We start from the raw sequence: 20,990 nt of genomic DNA on the forward strand, positions 1-20,990 counted from the left end.
GCCGAACATCTGTTAGGCGGTACAACCACCCAAGGGCCGGCCAACGTGGAAAACGTCAAACAATTCAATAGCTTCGCCGAGTTCTATCCTTACTACCTGAGTGAACACGGCAATAGCACATGCCGGCGTTTGCACTTCATCGGCACCACACTGGTGATTGGCATCCTGGCGTACGCCATCGGCAAAGGTTCGGTGGGGCTGCTGCTGGCTTTGCCCATCGCCGGTTACAGCTTCGCCTGGATCGGCCACTTCTTCTTCGAAAAGAACCGCCCGGCGACGTTTCAACACCCGCTCTACAGCCTCTTGGGCGACTTTGTGATGTACCGCGACATGATCTTGGGCAAGGTCCCTTTTTAAACAGGGCGCCTTTTTGAACAGGGCGCCTTTTAAGGGGCGTCCTTGAAGGTGTGACCTCTTGTCACTTGCCTAAACAATGAAAATTCGTACATACGTCGACATAAAATTCTTTTTGTCATTTTCAGTGCTGTATCCTGCCAAGGCTTTTTGAGAGCGCGCAATCACACTGCGATTGATTAAACAGACCTTGCGAGGAGCGACGACGATGCACGAGATACCTAATCTCCCCTTCCCAAGCCTGCACCCAACAGAGCAGCCAACACCGCAGCAGGCCAGCGACAACCGGCCTGAGACCAAAGAAGCACAACCAGTCGACAGCAAAAGCCAGGACTGACGCCGTACCAGACCGTGTGGAAAGCGCACCTTTGAGCGCTTTCCACACTGCCTGAATCACCCCGAGATGCCCGCCATGACTGATACCCTCCCCGACACCCCTGACGCCGCTGTACTCGACGCAGCCCTGCAAATGATCGACGTGTGGAACCGCCTCAGCCCTGAAAAACAGGCGCTCCTGCTCAAGCGCTTCGGCACCCAGGAAAACGCCCTGGCCGCCCTGGTGACCACGCAAATGCTGACGCCTGCCAAACCCTGATCTGTCGGTAATCTGAAGTTTTTACGTTTTGCCGCCCCGCGAGGCGTAAGCGCCGGTATCATTAGCAGCCTATCTTTACCTGCTGCGACAGTGGACCTCTCCCATGCCAGATACCCAGCGCCCCATGGCGGTCACGCTGCAAGTCGTTTCCATCGTGCTGTTCACCTTTATCGGTTACCTCAATATCGGCATTCCCCTGGCCGTGTTGCCGGGCTATGTCCACAGTGAACTGGGCTACGGCGCGGTGATTGCCGGCCTGGTGATCAGCGTGCAGTACCTGGCCACGCTGCTGAGCCGCCCGTATGCCGGCAAAATCATCGACAACCTGGGCAGCAAGCGCGCGGTGTTGATCGGCCTGGCGGGCTGCGGCCTGAGTGGCGTGTTCATGTTGCTGGCCGCGTGGTTTTCCAGCCTGCCGGCCGTCAGCCTGATCAGCCTGCTCATCGGCCGACTGGTGCTCGGCAGCGCCGAAAGCCTGGTGGGTTCGGGCGCGATCGGCTGGGGCATTGGCCGGGTCGGCGCGGCCAACACCGCCAAAGTCATTTCATGGAACGGCATCGCCAGTTACGGCGCACTGGCCATCGGCGCACCGCTTGGGGTGCTGCTGGTCAGCCATTTCGGATTGTGGAGCATGGGCGTCAGCATCATTCTGCTGGCGGTGCTCGGCGTGTTTCTGGCCTGGAACAAAGTCGCGGCGCCGATTGTGGCCGGTGTGCGCCTACCGTTCATGAATGTGCTGGGCCGCGTGCTGCCCCACGGCTGCGCGTTGGCCCTGGGCTCGATCGGCTTTGGCACGATCGCCACCTTTATTACCCTGTATTACACCACCCAGCACTGGGACAACGCCGTGTGGGCATTGAGCCTGTTCGGCGCCAGCTTCATCGGCGCGCGCCTGCTGTTCGGCAATTTGATCAACCGGATCGGCGGCTTTCGCGTGGCGATTGCCTGCCTGTCCGTGGAAATCCTCGGGTTGCTGTTGCTGTGGCTGGCACCTGACGCCCACCTCGCCCTGGCCGGTGCGGCGTTGAGCGGGTTCGGCTTTTCCCTGGTGTTTCCGGCGCTGGGGGTAGAGGCGGTCAACCTGGTGCCGGCCTCCAGCCGGGGCTCGGCGGTGGGGGCTTATTCGCTGTTTATCGACTTGTCGTTGGGCATCACCGGCCCGCTGGCAGGTGCGGTGGCGGCGGGGTTCGGCTTTGCCTCAATCTTCCTGTTCGCTGCGCTCGCCGCCGCCGGTGGCTTGCTACTGAGCCTGTACCTGTACCGGCAAGCGCCCAAGGCCCGCGAGGCGCGCGACGCTTAAAAGTCGACCTTACCGCGCCCGGCCTTGATGCTGCCGCGCTTGGTCTTGGATTCCAGGCGGCGCTTTTTCGAGCCCAGGGTGGGCTTGGTCGGGCGGCGCTTCTTCTCGACCTTGGTAGCGCTGAGGATCAACTCCACCAGGCGCTCCAGCGCATCCGCGCGATTCTGTTCCTGGGTCCGGTATTGCTGGGCCTTGAGCACCAGCACGCCTTCACTGGTGATACGGCTGTCGCGCAGCGCCAGCAGCCGTTCCTTGTAAAAGTCCGGCAACGACGATGCCGGAATATCAAACCGCAGGTGCACCGCGCTCGATACCTTGTTGACGTTCTGCCCACCGGCGCCCTGGGCGCGAATGGCGGTCAGCTCGATCTCGGCATCGGGCAGGTGCACGTTGTTGGAAATTACCAGCATCACTCAAAAACCTTAGGCAACGGACAAGCCCAACTCGGATAACAACATCGACGCCTGGGCTTTGGAAATCACGGCGCCTTTGAACAGTTTGGCATCATTGAGGCGAAAGCCGCTCAAATCCGCGCCCCGCAAGTCAGCGCCGGCAAAATTGGCACCGTTGATGCGGGCGTGAGCGAGGCTGCAGTCGACAAGTTCGGCCTTGCGAAAGTCTGCATCCGACAAGTCGCTGTCGGAAAAATCCAGATTATTGAGCACGGTTCGGGCAAACGACAGGCCGGACAAGAACGCACTGTTGAGCAAGGTCTCGCTGAAGCCCAACCCCAGGGACGCGCAATGGGTGAAGTTGGCGCCGGTCAGTTTGCACTGCGTGAAATGGGCTTGGGACAACTTGCTGCGCTGCCAACGGGTGTTGTTCAGGTCGCAGCTGATGAATTGCGCCTCGAGCAGGTTGGCCGCCTCGAACACGGCGTGCCCGGCCCGGCAACTTTTCCACTGCGTGCCTTCCAGGCGCGCACCGAGAAAGGACGTTTGCGCCAGTGTGCAGCGCTCGAACACCCAATGCTCCAGCACCCTCCGCGACAGGTCTGCCCCGCTCAAATCGACGCCCATCAAGCGCAACGGCCCGCGGTGCTGGTCGATCAGGTCTTGCACCTCATCGCGCTGCAAGCTGCCGCCGTCGATATCGATGTGCTGCATGAAGCCTCCGGGCAAGGGTCGATGAAAAAGAAGGCGCGAGTCTACCCTGTCGGCGCCGACAAAAAACCCGGCAAGGCGCCGGGTTTTCTGTTGAGGCAAGACGGCTTACTTCAACGCCGCACTCGCCGTGGTCAACGCCGCTTCAGCGCTACGCTTGTTCTTGATCCAGTAGCACAGCCCCATGAACGCCACCCATACCGGAATCGCGTACACCGAGACCTGAATGCCCGGAATCATCAGCATGATCACCAGGATAAACGCCACGAACGCCAGGCAAATGTAGTTGCCGTACGGGTACCACAGCGCTTTGAACAGCGGCACCTGGCCGGTGCGGTCCATGTGCTGGCGGAATTTCACGTGCGAGAAGCTGATCATCGCCCAGTTGATCACCAGCGTGGCCACGACCAGCGACATCAGCAGCTCGAGCGCGTGTTGCGGGATCAGGTAATTCATCAGCACCGCCACCAGGGTGACCGCCGCCGACGCGAGGATCGAACGCACCGGTACGCCACGCTTGTCGATCTTCGCCAGGGCTTTGGGCGCATCGCCCTGCTCAGCCATGCCCAGCAGCATGCGGCTGTTGCAGTAGGTGCCGCTGTTGTACACCGACAGCGCTGCGGTCAGCACCACGAAGTTGAGGATGTGCGCGGCAGTGTTGCTGCCCAGCATCGAAAACACCTGCACGAACGGGCTGCCGCTGTAGGCATCGCCGGACGCGTTGAGGGTTGCCAGCAAGCTGTCCCACGGCGTCAGCGACAACAGCACCACCAGCGCGCCGATGTAGAAAATCAGAATGCGGTAGATCACCTGATTGATCGCTTTGGGGATCACGGTGCGCGGCTGGTCGGCTTCGGCCGCAGTAAAACCGAGCATTTCCAGGCCGCCGAACGAGAACATGATGATCGCCATGGCCATCACCAAACCGCTGACGCCATGCGGGAAGAAACCGCCGTGGTCCCACAGGTTGCTCACCGAGGCTTGCGGCCCGCCACTGCCGCTGACCAGCAGGTAGCTGCCCAGGGCGATCATGCCGACGATGGCCACCACCTTGATGATGGCAAACCAGAACTCGGCCTCACCAAAGACTTTGACGTTGGCCAGGTTGATCATATTGATCAGCACGAAGAACGCCGCCGCCGAGACCCAGGTCGGGATCTCCGGCCACCAGTAGTGCACGTATTTGCCAACCGCCGTCAGCTCCGACATGCCCACCAGAATGTACAGAATCCAGCAGTTCCAGCCCGACAGGAAGCCGGCAAAACCGCCCCAGTACTTATGGGCAAAGTGGCTGAAGGAACCGGCGACCGGCTCTTCGACGATCATTTCGCCGAGCTGGCGCATGATCATGAAGGCGATGAAGCCGCAGATGGCATAGCCCAGGATCATCGACGGCCCGGCTGATTTAAGCACCCCGGCCGAGCCCAGGAACAGGCCGGTGCCGATGGCGCCACCGAGGGCGATCAACTGGATATGCCGATTTTTCAGGCCGCGTTTCAGCTCGCCTGAAGAGGAATGGGGTCCACTCATGAAAAGGGTCTCACGCAAGGTTTGATGATGTTGAATGCACGTTGCTGCCTTGAATCTCGACTCAAGCAGCGCCGCTCAAACCCCAGCGCAGGCACCAGGAGTACAGCGTCTTTCTAACGGTCATGCGTCACCTGTTTGTTTTTATCTGTGACGAAATCGAACCCGTCCGGCTCGTGGCCAGGCGGAGTGATCAGGGTGGATAAACCCTGAGGTCTTGGCCTTTTGCGTAGGTACGCAAGGGAGTCACAGTAAAACGCGGCGCATTGTACACCGCTCGACAGCTTCGGGCCGCCACTGGGGAGCGCCTGTGACAATCTGTCAGGCATTCCTTACAGCGCCGGGTCGCTCAATGACGGCGCGCCTTTATCGTAAATTAATCGTTACAGCCCGGAAAATAAGCGTTACAGGCGCGCTTGATCCGTCAGAAAACGGAAAAATGTCAGTATGAAAAATCCTACAAATTAGCTTCGCCAGTCCGTTGTTTTTGCTAAATAAAAAACCACCGCGAAAAAACAGAAGAAAAAATCCAAATGAGACCGTGTCAATAAATATTTTGCATTCTGAAACACACTCTCCTAGGTTCTTTCACTTGCCAGCGAAGCCCGTTGGCAAGCCGTTCTCAAACAACGTCCTCTAGGAGATACACCATGCAAGCACTGGAAAAAGACCTGGAAACCGAACTGCAACTCGACGATTGGTTTGAAGCGCCGACCCATGAGGCCGCCGTTGAAATGATGCAAGCTGATGCCGTTGTGCCTTTTGGCACCGCGATGTGGCCTTTCTAACACCCGGCAGGCAACCGGCAGGTGTTGTGCACGGCACCTGCCCCCTTACCCCAGGCACAGAAGGACATACGTCATGGACAAGGCCCGCGCCGTCGAACATTTTCTCTACTACCTTGCGCATCACCCGGCCCTCAACGGCCTGAGCCGCCCAACCGTGCTGCTGGGCCACACCGAGCGCTACGACGCCATTGCCCAGGCGATCACCCACGGCAGCGCCGCCCGCTTCAATTTCCAGTTGCAGCGCCTGGACCTGGCCGCCAGCGACACACTGGCCCAGGCCATCGAAACCTCTGACCTGTATCTGTTTCTCTACGATTCCTCGACCCTGCCCAACCCACGCGCCGAAGGCCCGGACTTTATCCGCGCCCTGCAGGGGGTGATGGCCGAGCACTGGAAGAAATCCCTGCTGTTCAAGGATTACGGCGACTATTTCTACGACACCTTCAGCGTCGAGCCGCAACGCATCGCCGACCTCAATGCCACGCTGATCCGGCGCATGTCCCAGGCCAACGTGCTGAGCTTTACCGACAAACACGGCTCGCGCCTGGAAGCGCCGATGAGCAGCATCAAGAAGTGGACCAATATCAATGGCGTCGGCAACCATGACCTGGCGCCGGGCGAGATCGCCACGCACAGCGAGGCCATCAACGGCCAGGTGCGGTTTGTCGGCACCTTCCTCAGCACCATCCCGTTTGCGCGCAAATACGGCGTACTGCAATCACCGCTGGAGCTGTGGATCGAGAACTCGACCATTTGCAGCGTGGCCAGTGATGTGCCGGGCCTGGCGGACGATTTCAACAAGTACTTGAATGCCAACCCGTCCAACCGTCGCGTGGAAGAGCTGGGGATTGGCACCAATGAAGGGGTCAAGGATTTGTATGCGCGCAATGCCGGGTTCGAGGAGCGCCATTGCGGCTTGCACCTGGGCTTGGGCGGCGGGCAGAAAGGCAGCCATCACCTGGATTTGATCTTTGCCAGCGGCGTGTTGGCGCTGGATGACAAGCCGGTGTTTGATGGAAGGTTTGCGTTCTGAGCACTCGGCCACCGTGTAGCAGCCGGCTTGCTGGCGATGCCGCCGGTTAGCCATGCACCAGCTTTAGGGCGCTGAAGACCAATGTGGGAGCTGGCTTGCCTGCGATAGCATCACTGCGGTCTGTCAGAAATACCGAGGTGCCTGCATCGCAGGCAAGCCAGCTCCCACATTGGATTGGGTGATCAAATTGAGAGCAAAAAAAACGCCAACCCGAGGGTTGGCGTTTTTTTGTGCAGCCCTTACATCACTGCGGCTTCTTGCGACCAAAACCAGGACGCTGGCCGGAACCGGCCGGGGCGCCACGGCGCTTGCCCGACGGCTCGTCCGCGACCAGTTTCGGCCCAGGACGCTTGTTCGCTGCCGGCTTGGCTGGACGCTTGGTGCTGGCGCTGTCGGATGCCGGAGCACCACGGCCTTCACCACGGTTGCCGCGGCCGCCGCTTGGTGCTTCGCCGCCACGCGCAGGACGCGGGGTGCGAGGGGCACGCTCGCCTTCCTGGCGGGACGGAGCGGTTGGGCGACGCTCGCCTTCGATGTGCGGCTCACGCGAGATGCGACCGCCGGTGGCCGGTGCATTCAGCGCCGGGCGCAGGGTGCGGGCAACACGTTCGGTACGGGCCACAGGACGCGACGATTTACGCTGCATACGCTCAAGCTTGTCTTTGCTCTTGGCGTTCATCTGCGGCATGGCAACCGGCGTCAGGCCGACCTCAGCGCTGAGGATATCGACTTCGTACTGGCTCATTTCGCGCCAGCGGCCCATCGGCAGGTCGGAGTTCAAGAACACCGGGCCGAAACGCACGCGTTTCAGGCGGCTGACCACCAGGCCCTGGGATTCCCACAGGCGACGCACTTCACGGTTACGGCCTTCCATCACCACGCAGTGGTACCAATGGTTGAAACCTTCGCCACCTGGCGCCTGCTTGATGTCGGTGAACTTGGCCGGGCCGTCCTCAAGGACGACGCCGGCTTTCAAGCGCTCGATCATCTCGTCATCGACTTCACCGCGTACACGCACGGCGTATTCACGGTCCATCTCGTAGGACGGGTGCATCAGGCGGTTGGCCAGCTCGCCGTCGGTGGTGAACATCAGCAAACCGGTGGTGTTGATGTCCAGACGGCCGATGTTGATCCAGCGGCCTTCTTTAGGCTTGGGCATCTTGTCGAACACGGTCGGACGGCCTTCCGGGTCGTCACGGGTGCAGATCTCGCCGTCGGGCTTGTTGTACATGATGACGCGGCGCACCGATTCGGCGGCCTCTTCACGCTTGATGACCTTGCCATCAATGGTGATTGCATCGTGCAGGTCGACGCGCTGGCCAAGGGTGGCTTCAACGCCGTTGACCTTGATGCGCTTCTGGGTGATCCAGGCTTCGACGTCGCGGCGCGAGCCCACGCCGATACGCGCCAGCACCTTTTGCAGTTTTTCGCCTGCTGGGCCGATTTCCTGGCTGTCGTTCTGGTCTTGGTCGTTCATCTTAAGCACCTCCCGGTGGGTCGATTCAGGCGTGGCCTGAAGAGTGTTGAAAGCGGGGCTTTGGCCGAATAGCTCGGCAAAGGGTCGCGAATCATACGCGCATGGCGCGCATTGCGCATCACAGACTAGTCGATTAAGCCGCAGTCATTTGCTTTTCCGCCGACCGGTGGCGCCCAGGGCCAACAGGCGCAGCTCGGCTTCGGCCAGCACTGTGCGTTTGTCGACCTTGTCGAGTTTCTTCCAGGCGCGGATTTCGCGCTTGCTGCGGCCACAGCCGACGCAGATATCGTCGCTGAATTTGCAGATGCTGATGCACGGGTCTTTGCTGGCGCTCATGTTTTCTCCCAGACAACCCAGACAATGCAGATCCAATGTGGGAGGGGGCTTGCCCCCGATGCAGTGTCTCAGCCTACATTTTTGTCACTGGGGCACTGCTATCGGGGGCAAGCCCCCTCCCACATCGAGTTGCGTCAGTCTTCGAGTTGGCGGCGTTCGTTTTCGATGGCTTCGGCCAGGGCCCGGGCTTCGTCTTCCTCGTCGCTCAACGGCGGTTGTTCGAGGGCAGCGACGGCAGCCAGGAGTTTCTCGCGGGCTTCAGCCACGCCAAGGATGTCTTCCTCGGGCTCGGCTTCCGGTTCCGGTTCCGGTTCAACTTCGACCTCGGGCACGGTTTCACCGTTCACCTGGGTTTGCGGTTCACTCGCACCGTCACGCAGCAAGTCGTCGAAATCGGTCTTGATCCCCTGCTCCATGTCGTCCAATTCGAGCAACAAGGTATGGAAACTGGTCTCGTCCTTCGGCTCTTCCGGCTCGGCCGTGGCGTCGGCGAGTTCCTGCAGGCTGGCGGGAACCGGTGCGTCGTCGAAATCCAATACCGGCTCGGCCTCCATCTCGCGCAGTTCGGCGAGCGGCGGCAGGTCATCCAGGTTTTTCAGATTGAAGTGGTCGAGGAACACCTTGGTGGTGGCAAACATCGCCGGTTTGCCGGGCACGTCGCGGTAGCCGACGATGCGGATCCACTCGCGCTCCAGCAGCGTCTTGACGATATGGCTGTTGACCGCCACACCGCGCACGTCTTCGATTTCACCCCGGGTGATCGGCTGGCGATAGGCGATCAGCGCCATGGTCTCAAGCATCGCTCGCGAATAACGCTGCGGGCGCTCTTCCCACAGACGGCCGACCCAAGGGGAAAACTTCTCACGGATCTGCAGGCGATAACCCGACGCCACTTCGCGCAGCTCAAAGGCGCGGCCATCGCAGGACTTGCGCAGGATCTCCAATGCCTTCTTGAACACCGGTGGCTCAGGGCGCTCGGCCTCTTCAAAGAGCTCGAACAGGCGCTCAAGGGATTGCGGTTTACCCGAGGCCAGGAGAAAGGCTTCCAGCAGCGGCGCCAGTTCGCGGGGTTCAGTCAAATTCATCGATTCAGCTCGTTATTCGGCTCGCGCCCGCACGTGGATAGCCGCAAAAGGCTCATTCTGGACCAGCTCGACCAAGGATTCCTTGACCAGCTCAAGGATCGCCATAAAGGTCACCACCACCCCCAGGCGCCCTTCTTCTTTGGTGAACAACTCGACAAAGGGTACAAACCCGCCGCCCTTGAGGCGTTCGAGCACATCGCTCATGCGCTCGCGGGTCGACAGCGCCTCGCGACTGACCTGGTGGCTTTCAAACATGTCGCCCCGGCGCAGCACTTCGGCCATGGACATCAGCAATTCTTCCAGGCTCACATCCGGCAACAGCTTGCGCGCCCGGGCTTCCGGGGCGTCGAGCTTGGGCACCACCACATCGCGGCCCACACGGCTCAGGTTGTCGATGCCTTCGGCGGCGGCCTTGAAACGTTCGTACTCTTGCAGGCGGCGGATCAGCTCGGCGCGCGGGTCATCCTCTTCGGCTTCGACGGTCTCCGAGCGCGGCAACAGCATGCGCGATTTGATCTCGGCGAGCATCGCGGCCATCACCAGGTACTCGGCGGCCAGCTCCAGGCGCACGGTTTGCATCAGCTCGACATACCCCATGTACTGGCGGGTGATTTCCGCCACCGGGATGTCGAGGATATTGATGTTCTGCTTGCGGATCAGGTACAGCAGCAAGTCCAGCGGGCCTTCGAAGGCTTCAAGGAACACTTCCAGGGCGTCCGGCGGGATGTACAGGTCCAGCGGCATTTCCAGGACCGCCTGGCCATAGACCATGGCAAAGGGCAGTTCCTGCTGGGCGCCGGCCTGGCTGTCGACGGTTTCGACGACCGACATTCAGGCCTCGACCATGAACGGCGTCGGATCGCCGCAACCCACACGCACCACTTCCGGCTCGCCGTCGGCCAGGTTGATCACGGTGGAGGCCTTGTTGCCGCCGTAGCCGCCGTCGATGATCAAGTCGACGTGTTTTTCCAGCAGGCGGCGCATTTCGTAAGGGTCGTACAGCGGCTCTTCTTCACCGGGCAGGATCAACGACACACTCATCAGCGGCTCGCCCAGCTCAGCCAGCAACGCCAGGGCAATCGGGTGCTCCGGCACACGCAGGCCGATGGTGCGCTTTTTCGGGTGCAGCAACAGGCGCGGCACTTCGCGGGTGGCGTTGAGGATAAAGGTGTAGGGCCCAGGCGTATGGGCCTTAAGAAGGCGGAAGGTGCCGGTGTCGACCTTCGCAAACAGCCCAAGCTGGGACAGGTCGCTGCAAATCAGTGCGAAGTTGTGATTCTTGTCCAGGTCACGCAGGCGTCTGACCCGTTCAACCGCGTTCTTGTCGCCGATCTGGCAACCAATGGCGTAGGACGAGTCGGTTGGGTAGATCACCACGCCGCCGGCGCGGATGATCTCCACGGCCTGTTTAATCAGGCGCGCTTGAGGGTTTTCCGGATGAATCTGGAAGAATTGACTCACGTGTTCTACCTGTTCAGACGGTGGCAATAATGGGGTCATGCTTGAATCGCCCCCACAACAGCGGCAGATCTTCCGGTACTTGGCGATACTCGCCAATCTCGGACCAGCCGCCTGGGCCATGAAAGTCACTGCCGGCGCTGACCAGCAGACCAAATTCGCGAGCAAGTATCGCCAGGCTGCCCACCTGATCGGCGGGTTGGTGCCCGTTAACCACTTCGATAGCGTGGCCGCCCGCTCCAATATAGTCGGCAATCAGCTTGCGGCGCTTGCTGCGGGTGAAATCGTAATGCCACGGATGCGCCAGGCTGACCCAAGCCCCAGCGGCCCGCAGCGTGCCGACGGTGTCTTCCAGGGTCGGCCAGTGTTGCTTGACGTCACCCAACTTGCCGGCGCCCAGCCATTTGCGGAACGCCTCGGCGCGATCCTTTACAAAACCTTCACGCACCATCCAGTCGGCAAAGTGCGGACGGGCCGGTGCGTTGCCGCTGTCGCCCAGTTCCTGCTGGATGGCGCGGGCGCCTTCCAGGCCGTTGGGCATGCCTTTAAGGCTGAGCTTGCGGCTTATTTCTTCGGACCGCAGCCAGCGGCCATCGTGCAATTGGGCAATGGCCTCGACCAACGGCGCGGCGTTCTGATCAAAACCGTAACCGAGCACATGAATGGTGGCGCCGCCCCAGGTGCAGGACAATTCCACGCCATTGACCAGCTGCATGCCCAGCGCATGCGCGGTCGTACGGGCTTCGTCGAGGCCTTCGAGGGTGTCGTGGTCGGTCAAAGACAGGACTCGCACGCCTTTTTCAAACGCACGCGCAACCAGAACCGCGGGCGCCAGGGCGCCGTCGGAGGCCGTGCTGTGGCAGTGCAAATCAACATTCACGGGGGTGTGTAACCTCAAGTCAGCTGGCGCTATCGCAACCAAGGATGTTTGTTATTATGCCGCCACATCCAGCTTCTGGCTCTTACTGTGAAACAATTCATCGACTTCATCCCGCTGTTGCTGTTTTTCATCGTTACCAAACTCGACCCCAGGGTCATTGATATCGCCGGTCACGAGCTGACATTCGGGGGCATCTACAGCGCCACCGCCGTGCTGATCATCAGCTCGATCGTGGTCTACGGCGCCATCTTCATCTCCCAGCGCAAACTGGAAAAAAGCCAATGGCTGACCCTGATTGCCTGCCTGGTATTCGGTGGCCTGACCCTGGCCTTTCACAGCGAAACCTTCCTTAAATGGAAAGCCCCGGTGGTGAACTGGCTGTTCGCCCTGGTCTTTATCGGCAGCCACTTCATCGGTGATCGCCTGCTGATCAAGCGCATCATGGGCCATGCACTGACCCTGCCGGACCCGGTGTGGACACGCTTGAACGTGGCCTGGATCGTGTTTTTCCTGTTCTGCGGCGCCGCCAACCTGTTCGTGGCCTTTACCTTCCAGGCCTACTGGGTCGACTTCAAGGTCTTCGGCAGCCTGGGCATGACCGTATTGTTCCTGATCGGCCAGGGTATCTACCTGTCGCGCCACCTGCATGACACCGCCCCTACCACGCCGAAAACCGAGGACTGACATGCTCTACGCCATCATTGCTACCGACGTCGCCAACTCGCTGGAAAAACGCCTGTCCGTGCGCCCGGCCCACGTCGAACGCCTGAAACAGCTGCAAGCCGAAGGCCGCATCGTGCTGGCCGGCCCACACCCGGCCGTGGACAGCAACGACCCGGGCGACGCCGGCTTCACCGGCAGCCTGATCGTCGCCGAGTTCGCCTCGTTGGCCGACGCCCAAGCCTGGGCCAAGGCCGACCCGTATGTAGCAGCAGGCGTCTACGCCGATGTGGTGATCAAGCCGTTCAAGCAAGTCCTGCCTTGAACCCGCTTTGTTTAATAAAGCCGGGCCGAACCTAATCGGTTCGGCGCGCTCCTAATGGCTCATTATTCTCGGTAACCTGCCGACAACGTTCTGAATATTCGTGTGGAATCAGGAGTTCCGATGCGCTTACCTCAGTTGTGTCTGTTGGCAGTGTTAACGATCGGGGCTACGGCCCACGCTGAAGAAACCTCGAACACCGGCAGTTCCACGCCCCTGTCCGTGAGTGCCGCCAGCCAGATCACCGAGTTGCAGCAACGTTTGAAAGAAAGCGAACGGCTGCGTGAAGAACTGAGCAAGCAACTGCAAAGCGCAGACACTGCCCGCGAAAGTGCCCAACTGAATCGCTTGCGCCAAGAGAACCAACGCCTGGCCCAGCAACTCAAAGAATCACAAGGCGGCGCCTTGACCCGCTGGCTGACCGAGCAACAACAGTGGTTTGTCACCGGCGGGGCCGTCGCACTGATCGCCCTGCTGTGCGGGATCTTCGCCAGCGGTGGGCACCGTCGCCGTCGACAATGGCTAAATTGAGTGAGTCATGAGCGAGCTGTTACTGATAGATGATGACCAGGAGCTCTGTGAGCTGCTGACCAGTTGGCTGAGCCAGGAAGGTTTCCAGGTGCGTGCCTGCCACGACGGCTTGAGCGCGCGTAAAGCCTTGGCCGACAGCGCCCCTGCGGCGGTGGTGCTCGATGTGATGCTGCCCGATGGCAGCGGCCTGGAGCTGCTCAAGCAATTGCGCAACGACCATCCGGAATTGCCGGTGCTGATGCTTTCGGCACGGGGCGAGCCGCTGGATCGCATCCTCGGCCTGGAGCTGGGCGCCGACGATTACCTGGCCAAGCCCTGCGACCCGCGCGAACTGACTGCCCGCTTGCGCGCCGTATTGCGCCGCAGTCATCCGGCGGCGGTGTCTACTCAGCTGGAACTGGGCGACCTGTGCTTCAGCCCGGTGCGTGGGGTGGTGACCATCGATGAGCAGGAATTTGCTCTCACCGTGTCTGAGAGTCGCCTGCTTGAAGCCTTGCTGCGCCAGCCGGGTGAGCCGCTGGATAAGCAGGAGCTGGCGCAGATCGCGCTGGGGCGTAAGTTGACCCTCTACGATCGCAGCCTGGATATGCACGTGAGCAACTTGCGTAAAAAGATCGGCCCACACCCGGATGGCCGACCGCGGATCATGGCGTTGCGTAGTCGCGGGTATTATTACAGCCTCTGAGTGGTATGGGGGTTGGGCTTTTGGGGTGGGTGTATATCCGTTATTTGGGTGATGGCCGCTTTGGGTTCCGCCCTTACGGCGGGTCACTTTTGAAAAGAGCCCAAAAGTAACCAAAAGGCTCTTGCCCCACCACTCGGCACCTCGCCTAGGCTCGGTGTGCCCTCACGCAGGCTTTGGAGCGTGGGCCGCCGCGATGGGCCATCCATGGCCCAACACGGCTAAACCGGCGTCCTGCCGGTTTACCCACGCTCCAAAACCTGCGTTCGGCCAGCGTGGTTTAACGGGGCGCCTAAGATCAAAATCAAAAGCAAAGCACGGCGGCCTAGTAGCCGACCTGAGTGGTAGAAGCAAAACCGAGGCGGCCTGACAGCCGACCTGATTTTGGAAGCTGAACTCAATCAAATGTGGGAGCTGGCTTGCCTGCGATGGCATCTACTGGCTATGCCTGATACACCGAGGTGCATGCATCGCAGGCAAGCCAGCTCCCACAGAAAAGCAAAAGCAGTGCGGTGCTGGCGGTTGAACTCAGTGAAATTGTGGGAGCGGGCTTGCTCGCGAAGGCGGTGTGCCAGTGACACATGAGCTGACTGACACACCGCATTCGCGGGCAAGCCCGCTCCCACATTTGGATCTCTGTGCATCAGACAGATGTGGTGTTGCTGTGCTTTTGATCCGCTTTTGCTTCTACCACTCAGGTCGGCTTTCAGGCCGCCGTGCTCTTGATCTTGCTTTTGATCTGACAGGCCCCGTCAACCACGCTGGCCGAACGCAGGCTTGAATCCGTGGGTAACCCGGCAGGACGCCGGGTTAGCCGCGTTGGGCCATGGATGGCCCGTCGCGGCGGCCCACGGATTCAAGCCGGAGTGAGGGAATGCCGAGCCTAGGCGAGGCACCGAGTGGTGGGGCAAAGACCTTTTGGTTACTTTTGGGGCGTTTGCCAAAAGTGACCCGCTGTAAGAGCGGAACCGCCAGCCGCCGTTACCGCAGCAACGGATATGTACCCAACCCCACCCCGCCCCAAGTTTTGTCAGCCCCCACCAAACCCCTCTTTACCCAAGCTTTACCCACACCTGACCGCCGCTGACCTTGATCTGAGTAACCTACTCACATCCGGACTCACCGGAATAGAGACAGGAGAATCACCATGCGCAAGACCCTTATCGCTTTGATGTTCGCCGCTGCCCTGCCAACCGTTGCCATGGCCGCCGCGCCAGAAGGCCCAGGCCCGATGGGCGGCCCTGAAGGCCACATGATGGGTGGCCCGGGCCCCGGTGGTGAACACGGTCCGCGTGGCAAAGGCGGCCCGTTCAGCCAACTCGACCTGAGCCGCGAACAGCGCGAGCAAATCGGCAAGCTGATGGGCGAACAATGGCACGGCCGCAAAGAGATCGTGCGCAAGTACCTGGACAAACTGCCAGCCGCTGACCAGCAAGCCATGAAAAACGAAATGGCGGCCGCCAAGCAGAAAACCCAGGCCGACATCCGCGCCGTGCTCAAGCCCGATCAACAGAAGAAATTCGACGAGATCGTCAAGAAACAAGCCGAGCGCCGCGCCGAGTGGAAGGAATTCCAGGCCTGGAAAGCCCAGCAGCCGAAAAAAGCGCAATAATGCTCTAGCTTTACCACCCCAGCCCAGTGGCTCGCGCCGCTGGGCTTTTCCTGCTTGAGGGTTTCCTGTGCGTTCATTGTTCTGGCGCATCCTGGCCAGTTTCTGGCTGGCCATCGCCTTGGTTGCCGGGCTGTCGATCCTGCTTGGGCACATGCTCAACCAGGACGCCTGGATTCTCAGCCGCCACCCCGGCCTCAACAACCTGCCGCAGGAGTGGACGCAACTCTACGAAGCCCAGGGCGAGGACGCCGCTCAGGATTTGCTGCAACAACGCAAACGCCAGTACCACATCGACGTGCAAGTGCTCAATGAGAGCGGCGAGCCGGTGGTGCGCGGTACGTTCCCCCGGCGCGCCGCCGCCTTCGAGGCCCGGCAAAATGACAACCAGGACGGCCACCTGCCGTGGCGCCGCCTGACCGCCGAGTACACCAGTGAAAAAACCGGCGACACCTACCTGCTGATCTACCGCATCCCGCACCCGGAACTGGACGAATGGCACCGAAACAGCCTGACGTGGCCGTTGAGCGCGCTGGCGATTGCGCTGGTGGTGCTGACCCTGTTCAGCCTGCTGGTGACGCTGTCCATCACCCGCCCGCTCAGCCGCCTGCGCGGCGCGGTGCATGACCTCGGCCAGGCCACCTATCAGCAAAACAGCCTCGCGAAATTGGCCAACCGCCGCGATGAGTTCGGCGTGCTGGCCACTGATTTCAACCGCATGGGCGCGCGTTTGCAAAGCTTGATCGGCAGCCAGCGCCAGTTACTGCGCGACGTGTCCCACGAGTTGCGCTCGCCGCTCGCCCGGCTGCGCATTGCCTTGGCCTTGGCCGAACGCGCCAGCCCCGAAGAACGCGAACGACTCTGGCCACGCCTGACCCGCGAGTGTGATCGCCTGGAAGCCCTGATCAGCGAAATCCTGGTCTTGGCCCGCGTCGATGCCGACAACGCGAGCGCCGAAGAAGTCGACCTCAACCCGCTGCTCAAGAGCCTGCAAAAGGACGCCCAGCTCGGTGCTCCCGACCAAGTGGTGCAACTGACCGCCGAGCCCGAGCTGGCGCTCAAGGGCTGGCCGACCATGATCGAGCGCGCCGTGGATAACCTGCTGCGCAACGCCCAGCGCTTCAACCCACAGGGACAACCGATCGAGTTGCACGCCCGGCACCACGGCGAGCGCATTCTGATCAGCGTGCGTGACCACGGCCCCGGCGTCGAAGCCGAACACCTCAGCCAATTGGGCGAACCGTTTTACCGCGCGCCCGGCCAGGCTGCCCAAGGCCACGGCCTGGGTCTGGCGATTGCCCGGCGCGCAGCGGAACGCCATGGCGGCAGCCTGATCCTGGCCAATCACCCCGACGGAGGTTTCATCGCCAGCATCGACCTGCCGCTGGAACCGGGAGTTGTCACACCGGTGTGAGGATCTTCTATAGTGGCCCTTCTCTAATGGAGGGCCTTTGATGACTGACCTGCTGACTCCCATCCAAGCCGCACTCGATCTGCCGCAAACCCCGCTGACCTTCACGGAGGCTGGCGCCCTGCCCTCGACCTTCGCCGTCACCGAACTGGCCAGCGCCAGCCTTGGCGCAGCCGGCCAGGCCGTGGCTCACCTTATCCACCAACAGACCGGGCGTTTGCCCAGTGTCAGTGTGGACCGTCGCCTCGCCTCCTTCTGGTTTTCGTCCTCGATTCGCCCCGTGGGCTGGGAAACGCCGCCGCTGTGGGACCCGGTCGCCGGCGACTATGCCTGCGCCGATGGCTGGATTCGCCTGCACACCAACGCCCCGCATCATCGCGCCGCCGCCGAGCAGGTCTTGGGCAAGGTCAATGACCGCGCCGAAATGGCCGCAAAAGTTGCAACGTGGAACGCTGCCGAGCTGGAACAGGCGATCGTCGATGTCGGCGGCTGTGCAGCGCAGATGCGTACGTGGCAGGCCTGGCAAACCCATCCTCAAGGGTTGGCGGTGAATGCCGAGAAGTTGGTGCAGCGCCAGACCTTCGACACCCTCACCGACAAACCCTGGCTCGGCTCGATGGCGCGCCCGCTGGCGGGCATCAAGGTACTGGACCTGACACGTGTATTGGCCGGCCCCGTGGCCAGTCGCTTCCTCGCCGGGCTCGGCGCCGACGTGCTGCGCATCGACTCCCCGGGCTGGAACGAGCCCGGCGTGGTGCCGGAAATGACCCTGGGTAAACGCTGCGCACGCCTCGACTTGAAGAGCCCCGAAGGCCGACAGGTGTTTGAAGACCTGCTCAAGGACGCCGACATTCTGTTTCACGGTTACCGCGCCGATGCCCTTGAACAACTGGGTTACACCGCCGCAGAACTGCAGACCCTCGCCCCCGGCCTGATCGACGTGAGCCTCAATGCCTACGGCTGGAGCGGCCCGTGGCGCAATCGCCGCGGCTTCGACAGCCTGGTGCAGATGAGCAGCGGGATTGCCGACGCGGGCATGGCCTGGAAGCAGTCGGATAAACCGGTGCCGCTGCCGTTGCAGGCGCTGGATCACGCCACCGGGTATTTGATGGCAGCCAGCGCGATCCAGGCGCTAAGCGAACGCTTGAAATCCGGGCGTGGCGGCTCGGCGCGGTTGTCATTGGCGCGCACGGCGAAGTTGCTGGTGGAAGCCGGACAGGTGCCGGAGCAACCGGCGTTACGGGCTGAAGAGCCGAGTGACCAGGGGTTGGTGGTGGAACAGACGGCATGGGGTCAGGCCCATCGGTTGCTGGCACCGGTCACCCTCAGCGGCACGCCGTTGCAGTGGGATTTGCCGGCGGGGGAATTGGGCTCGCACCGGGCTCAGTGGTGACCTGAAGACCGCCTTCGCGGGCAAGCCCGCTCCCACATTTGAAATGCATTCCCCATGTGGGAGCGGGCTTGCCCGCGAAGGGGCCCTAGTAGACGCCATCAATCCGCCCGTTGCAGCGACGCCCACAAATGCTGCGCCGCATACGCCCTCCACGGCCGCCACGCCTCAGCCCGCACCCACAACTGGCGCGCCGAAACCGGCCCGCCTTCCAACGCCGCCAACGCGTTGATCAACCCAATATCCCCCGACGCAAACGCATCCGGCTCACGCAACTGACGCATGGCGATGTACTGCGCGGTCCAGTCACCAATCCCCGACAAGGCCACCAGCCGGGCCACGCCGTCGTTGAGACTGGCTTTGGGCTCAAACAACTGCGGGTCATCCAGCAACGCCTGAGCCACACCGGACAACGTGCGGCCCCGCGCCTTGGGCATGCCCAACGTCGCCAGATCCGCCTGCGCCAACACCTCCGGCGTCGGGAACAGGTGGGTGATACCCGCGTGTGGGGTTGCCAGTGGCTGGCCATACTGCGCCACCAGTTTGCCCGCCAGGCGAATGGCTGCCACCACTGTGATCTGCTGGCCCAACACAGCGCGAATCGCCAGTTCCAGACCGTCCCACGCGCCCGGCACGCGAAGGCCCGGACGCGCCGCAACCAGTTGCGCCATCAATGGGTCGGCGGCCAATTGCGCATTGATCAACCCGGGCTGGGCGTCCAGGTCGAACATGGCTCTCAAGCGCTGCGCGATCTCAGCAAGCGCCGTCGCGTCAGAAACCTCCACGCCAACGTCCAACCAGTTGCCCGCGCCCGGCGTAACACTGATCCAGCCGTGGCAACCGTTAACACTGATGCTGCGTCGATACACACCCGCCTCGACACTTTCCAGCCCAGTGATCGCACGCAGGGACAAAAAGCCCAGCATCGCCGCCCAGTCATAGGGCGGCTGATACGCCAGTCTCACAACGACAATCCCCCGCCATACAAGCCATATGCAGCCAACCCTGCGCCGGCGACAACGCAGCTGAAAATGCCTTTTTCCACAGAGGTGAACAACCGCTGGCCCTGCTCGCGCTTGGCCAGGGCGAACAGAATCACACCGGGCGCATACAGCAGTGCCGACAACAGCAAGTATTTCAAGCCGCCGGCATAAAGCAGCCACACGGCATACGCCAGGGCAATCAGGCCTACCAGCAAATCTTTCATGCGCTGGCGGCGGGCGCCTTCGTAGGTTTCGCCACGTGCACTCAACAGCACCGCATAGGCCGCCGACCACAGGTACGGCACCAGAATCATCGACGAGGCCAGGTAGATCAGTGTGGTGTAGGTGCTGTGGGAAAACAGCGTGATCACCAGAAAGATCTGGATCATCACATTGGTCAGCCACAGTGCGTTAACCGGCACCTGGTTGGCGTTTTCCTTTTTCAGAAAGGCCGGCATGGTCTTGTCATGGGCAGTGGCATAAAGAATTTCCGCGCACAGCAGCGCCCAGGACAGCAAGGCGCCAAGCAAGGACACGGCCAGGCCAATGCTGATCGCCATCGCGCCCCAAGGGCCGACGATATGTTCCAGCACGCCCGCCAGGGACGGGTTTTGCAACTGCGCCAATTCCGGCTGGCTCATGATTCCCAAGGACAACACATTCACCAGCACCAGCAGTGCCAAGACCCCAAGAAAGCCGATCACCGTGGCCCGGCCGACGTCCGAGCGTTTCTCGGCCCGCGCCGAATACACGCTGGCGCCTTCGATGCCGATGAACACAAACACGGTGACCAGCATCATGTTGCGCACCTGATCAACCACGCTGCCGACTTGCGGGTTGCCCAGGCCCCAGATGTCACGGGTGAAGATATCCGCCTTGAACGCCACGCCGGCGATCACGATAAACATCAGCAGCGGCACGATCTTCGCCACGGTGGTGATCTGGTTGATGAAGGCCGCCTCCTTGATCCCGCGCATCACCAGGACATGCACGGCCCACAACAACAGCGAGGCGCAGGCGATGGCGACCGGCGTATTGCCCTGGCCGAACACCGGGAAAAAGTAGCCGAGGGTGCTGAACAGCAACACGAAGTAACCGACATTGCCCATCCACGCACTGATCCAGTAACCCCAGGCCGACGAGAACCCCATGTAGTCGCCAAAACCGGCCTTGGCGTAGGCATACACCCCGGAATCCAGTTCGGGCTTGCGGTTGGCCAGGGTCTGGAACACGAAGGCCAACGTCAGCATGCCCACGGCGGTGATCGCCCAGCCAATCAATATGGCGCCCACTTCAGCGCGCGCCGCCATGTTCTGCGGCAAGGAGAAAATCCCCCCGCCAATCATTGAGCCCACCACCAGCGCGATCAGCGCACTGAGTTTGAGTTTTTGGGCCGGTTGCGACATGAACACTCCTGAATAACTAACAATTGAGCTGACGACCGTGCACTCAACTAATTAATTCAG

At 61.3% G+C, this 20,990-nt stretch carries 23 protein-coding genes; 12 read left to right on the forward strand and 11 right to left on the reverse strand.

The features are described from left to right. The first annotated feature begins 45 nt into the window (after positions 1-45). The 3 genes from ABWL43_RS22980 to ABWL43_RS22990 all read left to right on the forward strand — a co-directional run bounded on the left by ABWL43_RS22980 (position 46) and on the right by ABWL43_RS22990 (position 2,249). Positions 46-357 carry a DUF962 domain-containing protein gene (locus ABWL43_RS22980; RefSeq protein ID WP_124418341.1) on the forward strand — a complete coding sequence of 104 codons (312 nt, stop codon included), beginning with the start codon at positions 46-48 and terminating at the stop codon, positions 355-357. Positions 358-766: 409 nt separating this feature from the next. Then, positions 767-949, forward strand: coding sequence for a hypothetical protein (locus ABWL43_RS22985; protein ID WP_262210401.1), 183 nt, complete (start codon positions 767-769; stop codon positions 947-949). 103 nt (positions 950-1,052) lie between these two features. Continuing rightward, on the forward strand, positions 1,053-2,249 hold the full coding sequence (locus tag ABWL43_RS22990) for an MFS transporter (protein ID WP_404484568.1): 1,197 nt from the start codon (positions 1,053-1,055) through the stop codon (positions 2,247-2,249). On the opposite strand, the gene arfB is transcribed toward ABWL43_RS22990, so the two are convergent. From arfB to ABWL43_RS23005, 3 genes are all read right to left on the reverse strand, one after another. Then, positions 2,246-2,659 (reverse strand): alternative ribosome rescue aminoacyl-tRNA hydrolase ArfB, encoded by a 414-nt coding sequence (gene arfB / locus ABWL43_RS22995; RefSeq protein WP_034109044.1) that lies wholly within the window; start codon positions 2,657-2,659, stop codon positions 2,246-2,248. The two genes, ABWL43_RS22990 and arfB, sit on opposite strands and share 4 nt — an antisense overlap. Positions 2,660-2,671: 12 nt before the next feature. After that, positions 2,672-3,355: a pentapeptide repeat-containing protein gene (locus ABWL43_RS23000; protein WP_404484571.1), complete on the reverse strand. Its 684-nt coding sequence runs from the start codon at positions 3,353-3,355 to the stop codon at positions 2,672-2,674. 105 nt (positions 3,356-3,460) lie between these two features. Then, positions 3,461-4,882, reverse strand: a complete 1,422-nt coding sequence (locus ABWL43_RS23005) for an amino acid permease (RefSeq protein WP_370003882.1) — start codon at positions 4,880-4,882, stop codon at positions 3,461-3,463. Between the two features lie 647 nt (positions 4,883-5,529). Here ABWL43_RS23005 and ABWL43_RS23010 point away from each other — a divergent pair. Beyond that, the gene (locus tag ABWL43_RS23010; RefSeq protein WP_003237751.1) at positions 5,530-5,667 is read left to right on the forward strand and encodes a hypothetical protein; all 138 of its coding nucleotides are present in this window, start codon (positions 5,530-5,532) and stop codon (positions 5,665-5,667) included. 73 nt (positions 5,668-5,740) lie between these two features. After that, a complete protein-coding gene (locus ABWL43_RS23015) occupies positions 5,741-6,700 on the forward strand; it encodes a leucyl aminopeptidase (protein ID WP_145159546.1) in 960 nt (319 codons plus the stop codon). A gap of 244 nt (positions 6,701-6,944) precedes the next feature. On the opposite strand, the gene rluB is transcribed toward ABWL43_RS23015, so the two are convergent. The 6 genes from rluB to ABWL43_RS23045 all read right to left on the reverse strand — a co-directional run bounded on the left by rluB (position 6,945) and on the right by ABWL43_RS23045 (position 11,936). Then, a complete protein-coding gene (gene rluB / locus ABWL43_RS23020; RefSeq protein WP_404484576.1) occupies positions 6,945-8,177 on the reverse strand; it encodes a 23S rRNA pseudouridine(2605) synthase RluB in 1,233 nt (410 codons plus the stop codon). A gap of 144 nt (positions 8,178-8,321) precedes the next feature. Continuing rightward, entirely contained in the window at positions 8,322-8,513 is a 192-nt protein-coding gene (locus ABWL43_RS23025; protein ID WP_404484578.1) for a DUF1289 domain-containing protein, read from the reverse strand. A gap of 134 nt (positions 8,514-8,647) precedes the next feature. Further along, positions 8,648-9,598, reverse strand: a complete 951-nt coding sequence (gene scpB / locus ABWL43_RS23030) for an SMC-Scp complex subunit ScpB (RefSeq protein ID WP_404484581.1) — start codon at positions 9,596-9,598, stop codon at positions 8,648-8,650. A 12-nt stretch (positions 9,599-9,610) separates the two neighbouring features. Then, positions 9,611-10,309, reverse strand: coding sequence for a ScpA family protein (locus tag ABWL43_RS23035; protein WP_178119667.1), 699 nt, complete (start codon positions 10,307-10,309; stop codon positions 9,611-9,613). 120 nt (positions 10,310-10,429) lie between these two features. Then, positions 10,430-11,059, reverse strand: a complete 630-nt coding sequence (locus ABWL43_RS23040) for an L-threonylcarbamoyladenylate synthase (protein WP_106578417.1) — start codon at positions 11,057-11,059, stop codon at positions 10,430-10,432. Positions 11,060-11,072: 13 nt separating this feature from the next. After that, positions 11,073-11,936, reverse strand: a complete 864-nt coding sequence (locus ABWL43_RS23045; protein ID WP_242196373.1) for a PHP domain-containing protein — start codon at positions 11,934-11,936, stop codon at positions 11,073-11,075. 87 nt (positions 11,937-12,023) lie between these two features. Here ABWL43_RS23045 and ABWL43_RS23050 point away from each other — a divergent pair, with 87 nt between their 5' ends. The 7 genes from ABWL43_RS23050 (at position 12,024) to ABWL43_RS23080 (ending at position 18,544) form a co-directional block, all read left to right on the forward strand. Then, a complete protein-coding gene (locus ABWL43_RS23050) occupies positions 12,024-12,620 on the forward strand; it encodes a septation protein A (protein ID WP_106578415.1) in 597 nt (198 codons plus the stop codon). 1 nt (position 12,621) lies between these two features. Continuing rightward, complete coding sequence (locus ABWL43_RS23055; RefSeq protein WP_015885584.1) at positions 12,622-12,921, forward strand: YciI family protein; 300 nt, start codon at positions 12,622-12,624, stop codon at positions 12,919-12,921. A gap of 120 nt (positions 12,922-13,041) precedes the next feature. Beyond that, positions 13,042-13,449: a translation initiation factor 2 gene (locus tag ABWL43_RS23060; RefSeq protein WP_145159560.1), complete on the forward strand. Its 408-nt coding sequence runs from the start codon at positions 13,042-13,044 to the stop codon at positions 13,447-13,449. Positions 13,450-13,456: 7 nt separating this feature from the next. Beyond that, positions 13,457-14,134, forward strand: coding sequence for a response regulator transcription factor (locus ABWL43_RS23065; protein ID WP_145159562.1), 678 nt, complete (start codon positions 13,457-13,459; stop codon positions 14,132-14,134). A gap of 1,144 nt (positions 14,135-15,278) precedes the next feature. Next, on the forward strand, positions 15,279-15,743 hold the full coding sequence (locus tag ABWL43_RS23070; protein WP_145165314.1) for an LTXXQ domain protein: 465 nt from the start codon (positions 15,279-15,281) through the stop codon (positions 15,741-15,743). 67 nt (positions 15,744-15,810) lie between these two features. Then, positions 15,811-17,154, forward strand: coding sequence for a sensor histidine kinase (locus ABWL43_RS23075; protein WP_404484586.1), 1,344 nt, complete (start codon positions 15,811-15,813; stop codon positions 17,152-17,154). 40 nt (positions 17,155-17,194) lie between these two features. Then, positions 17,195-18,544 (forward strand): CoA transferase, encoded by a 1,350-nt coding sequence (locus ABWL43_RS23080; RefSeq protein WP_404484589.1) that lies wholly within the window; start codon positions 17,195-17,197, stop codon positions 18,542-18,544. 98 nt (positions 18,545-18,642) lie between these two features. On the opposite strand, the gene ABWL43_RS23085 is transcribed toward ABWL43_RS23080, so the two are convergent. Both ABWL43_RS23085 and arcD read right to left on the reverse strand, forming a co-directional pair. After that, entirely contained in the window at positions 18,643-19,506 is an 864-nt protein-coding gene (locus ABWL43_RS23085) for a DNA-3-methyladenine glycosylase family protein (RefSeq protein ID WP_404484592.1), read from the reverse strand. Further along, positions 19,503-20,930, reverse strand: coding sequence for an arginine-ornithine antiporter (gene arcD, locus ABWL43_RS23090; protein WP_404484595.1), 1,428 nt, complete (start codon positions 20,928-20,930; stop codon positions 19,503-19,505). The genes ABWL43_RS23085 and arcD overlap by 4 nt, the downstream gene beginning before the upstream one ends. Positions 20,931-20,990: the final 60 nt, after the last annotated feature.

The organism is Pseudomonas sp. HT11, from assembly GCF_044875395.1.
In the GTDB taxonomy this organism is placed as follows: domain Bacteria; phylum Pseudomonadota; class Gammaproteobacteria; order Pseudomonadales; family Pseudomonadaceae; genus Aquipseudomonas.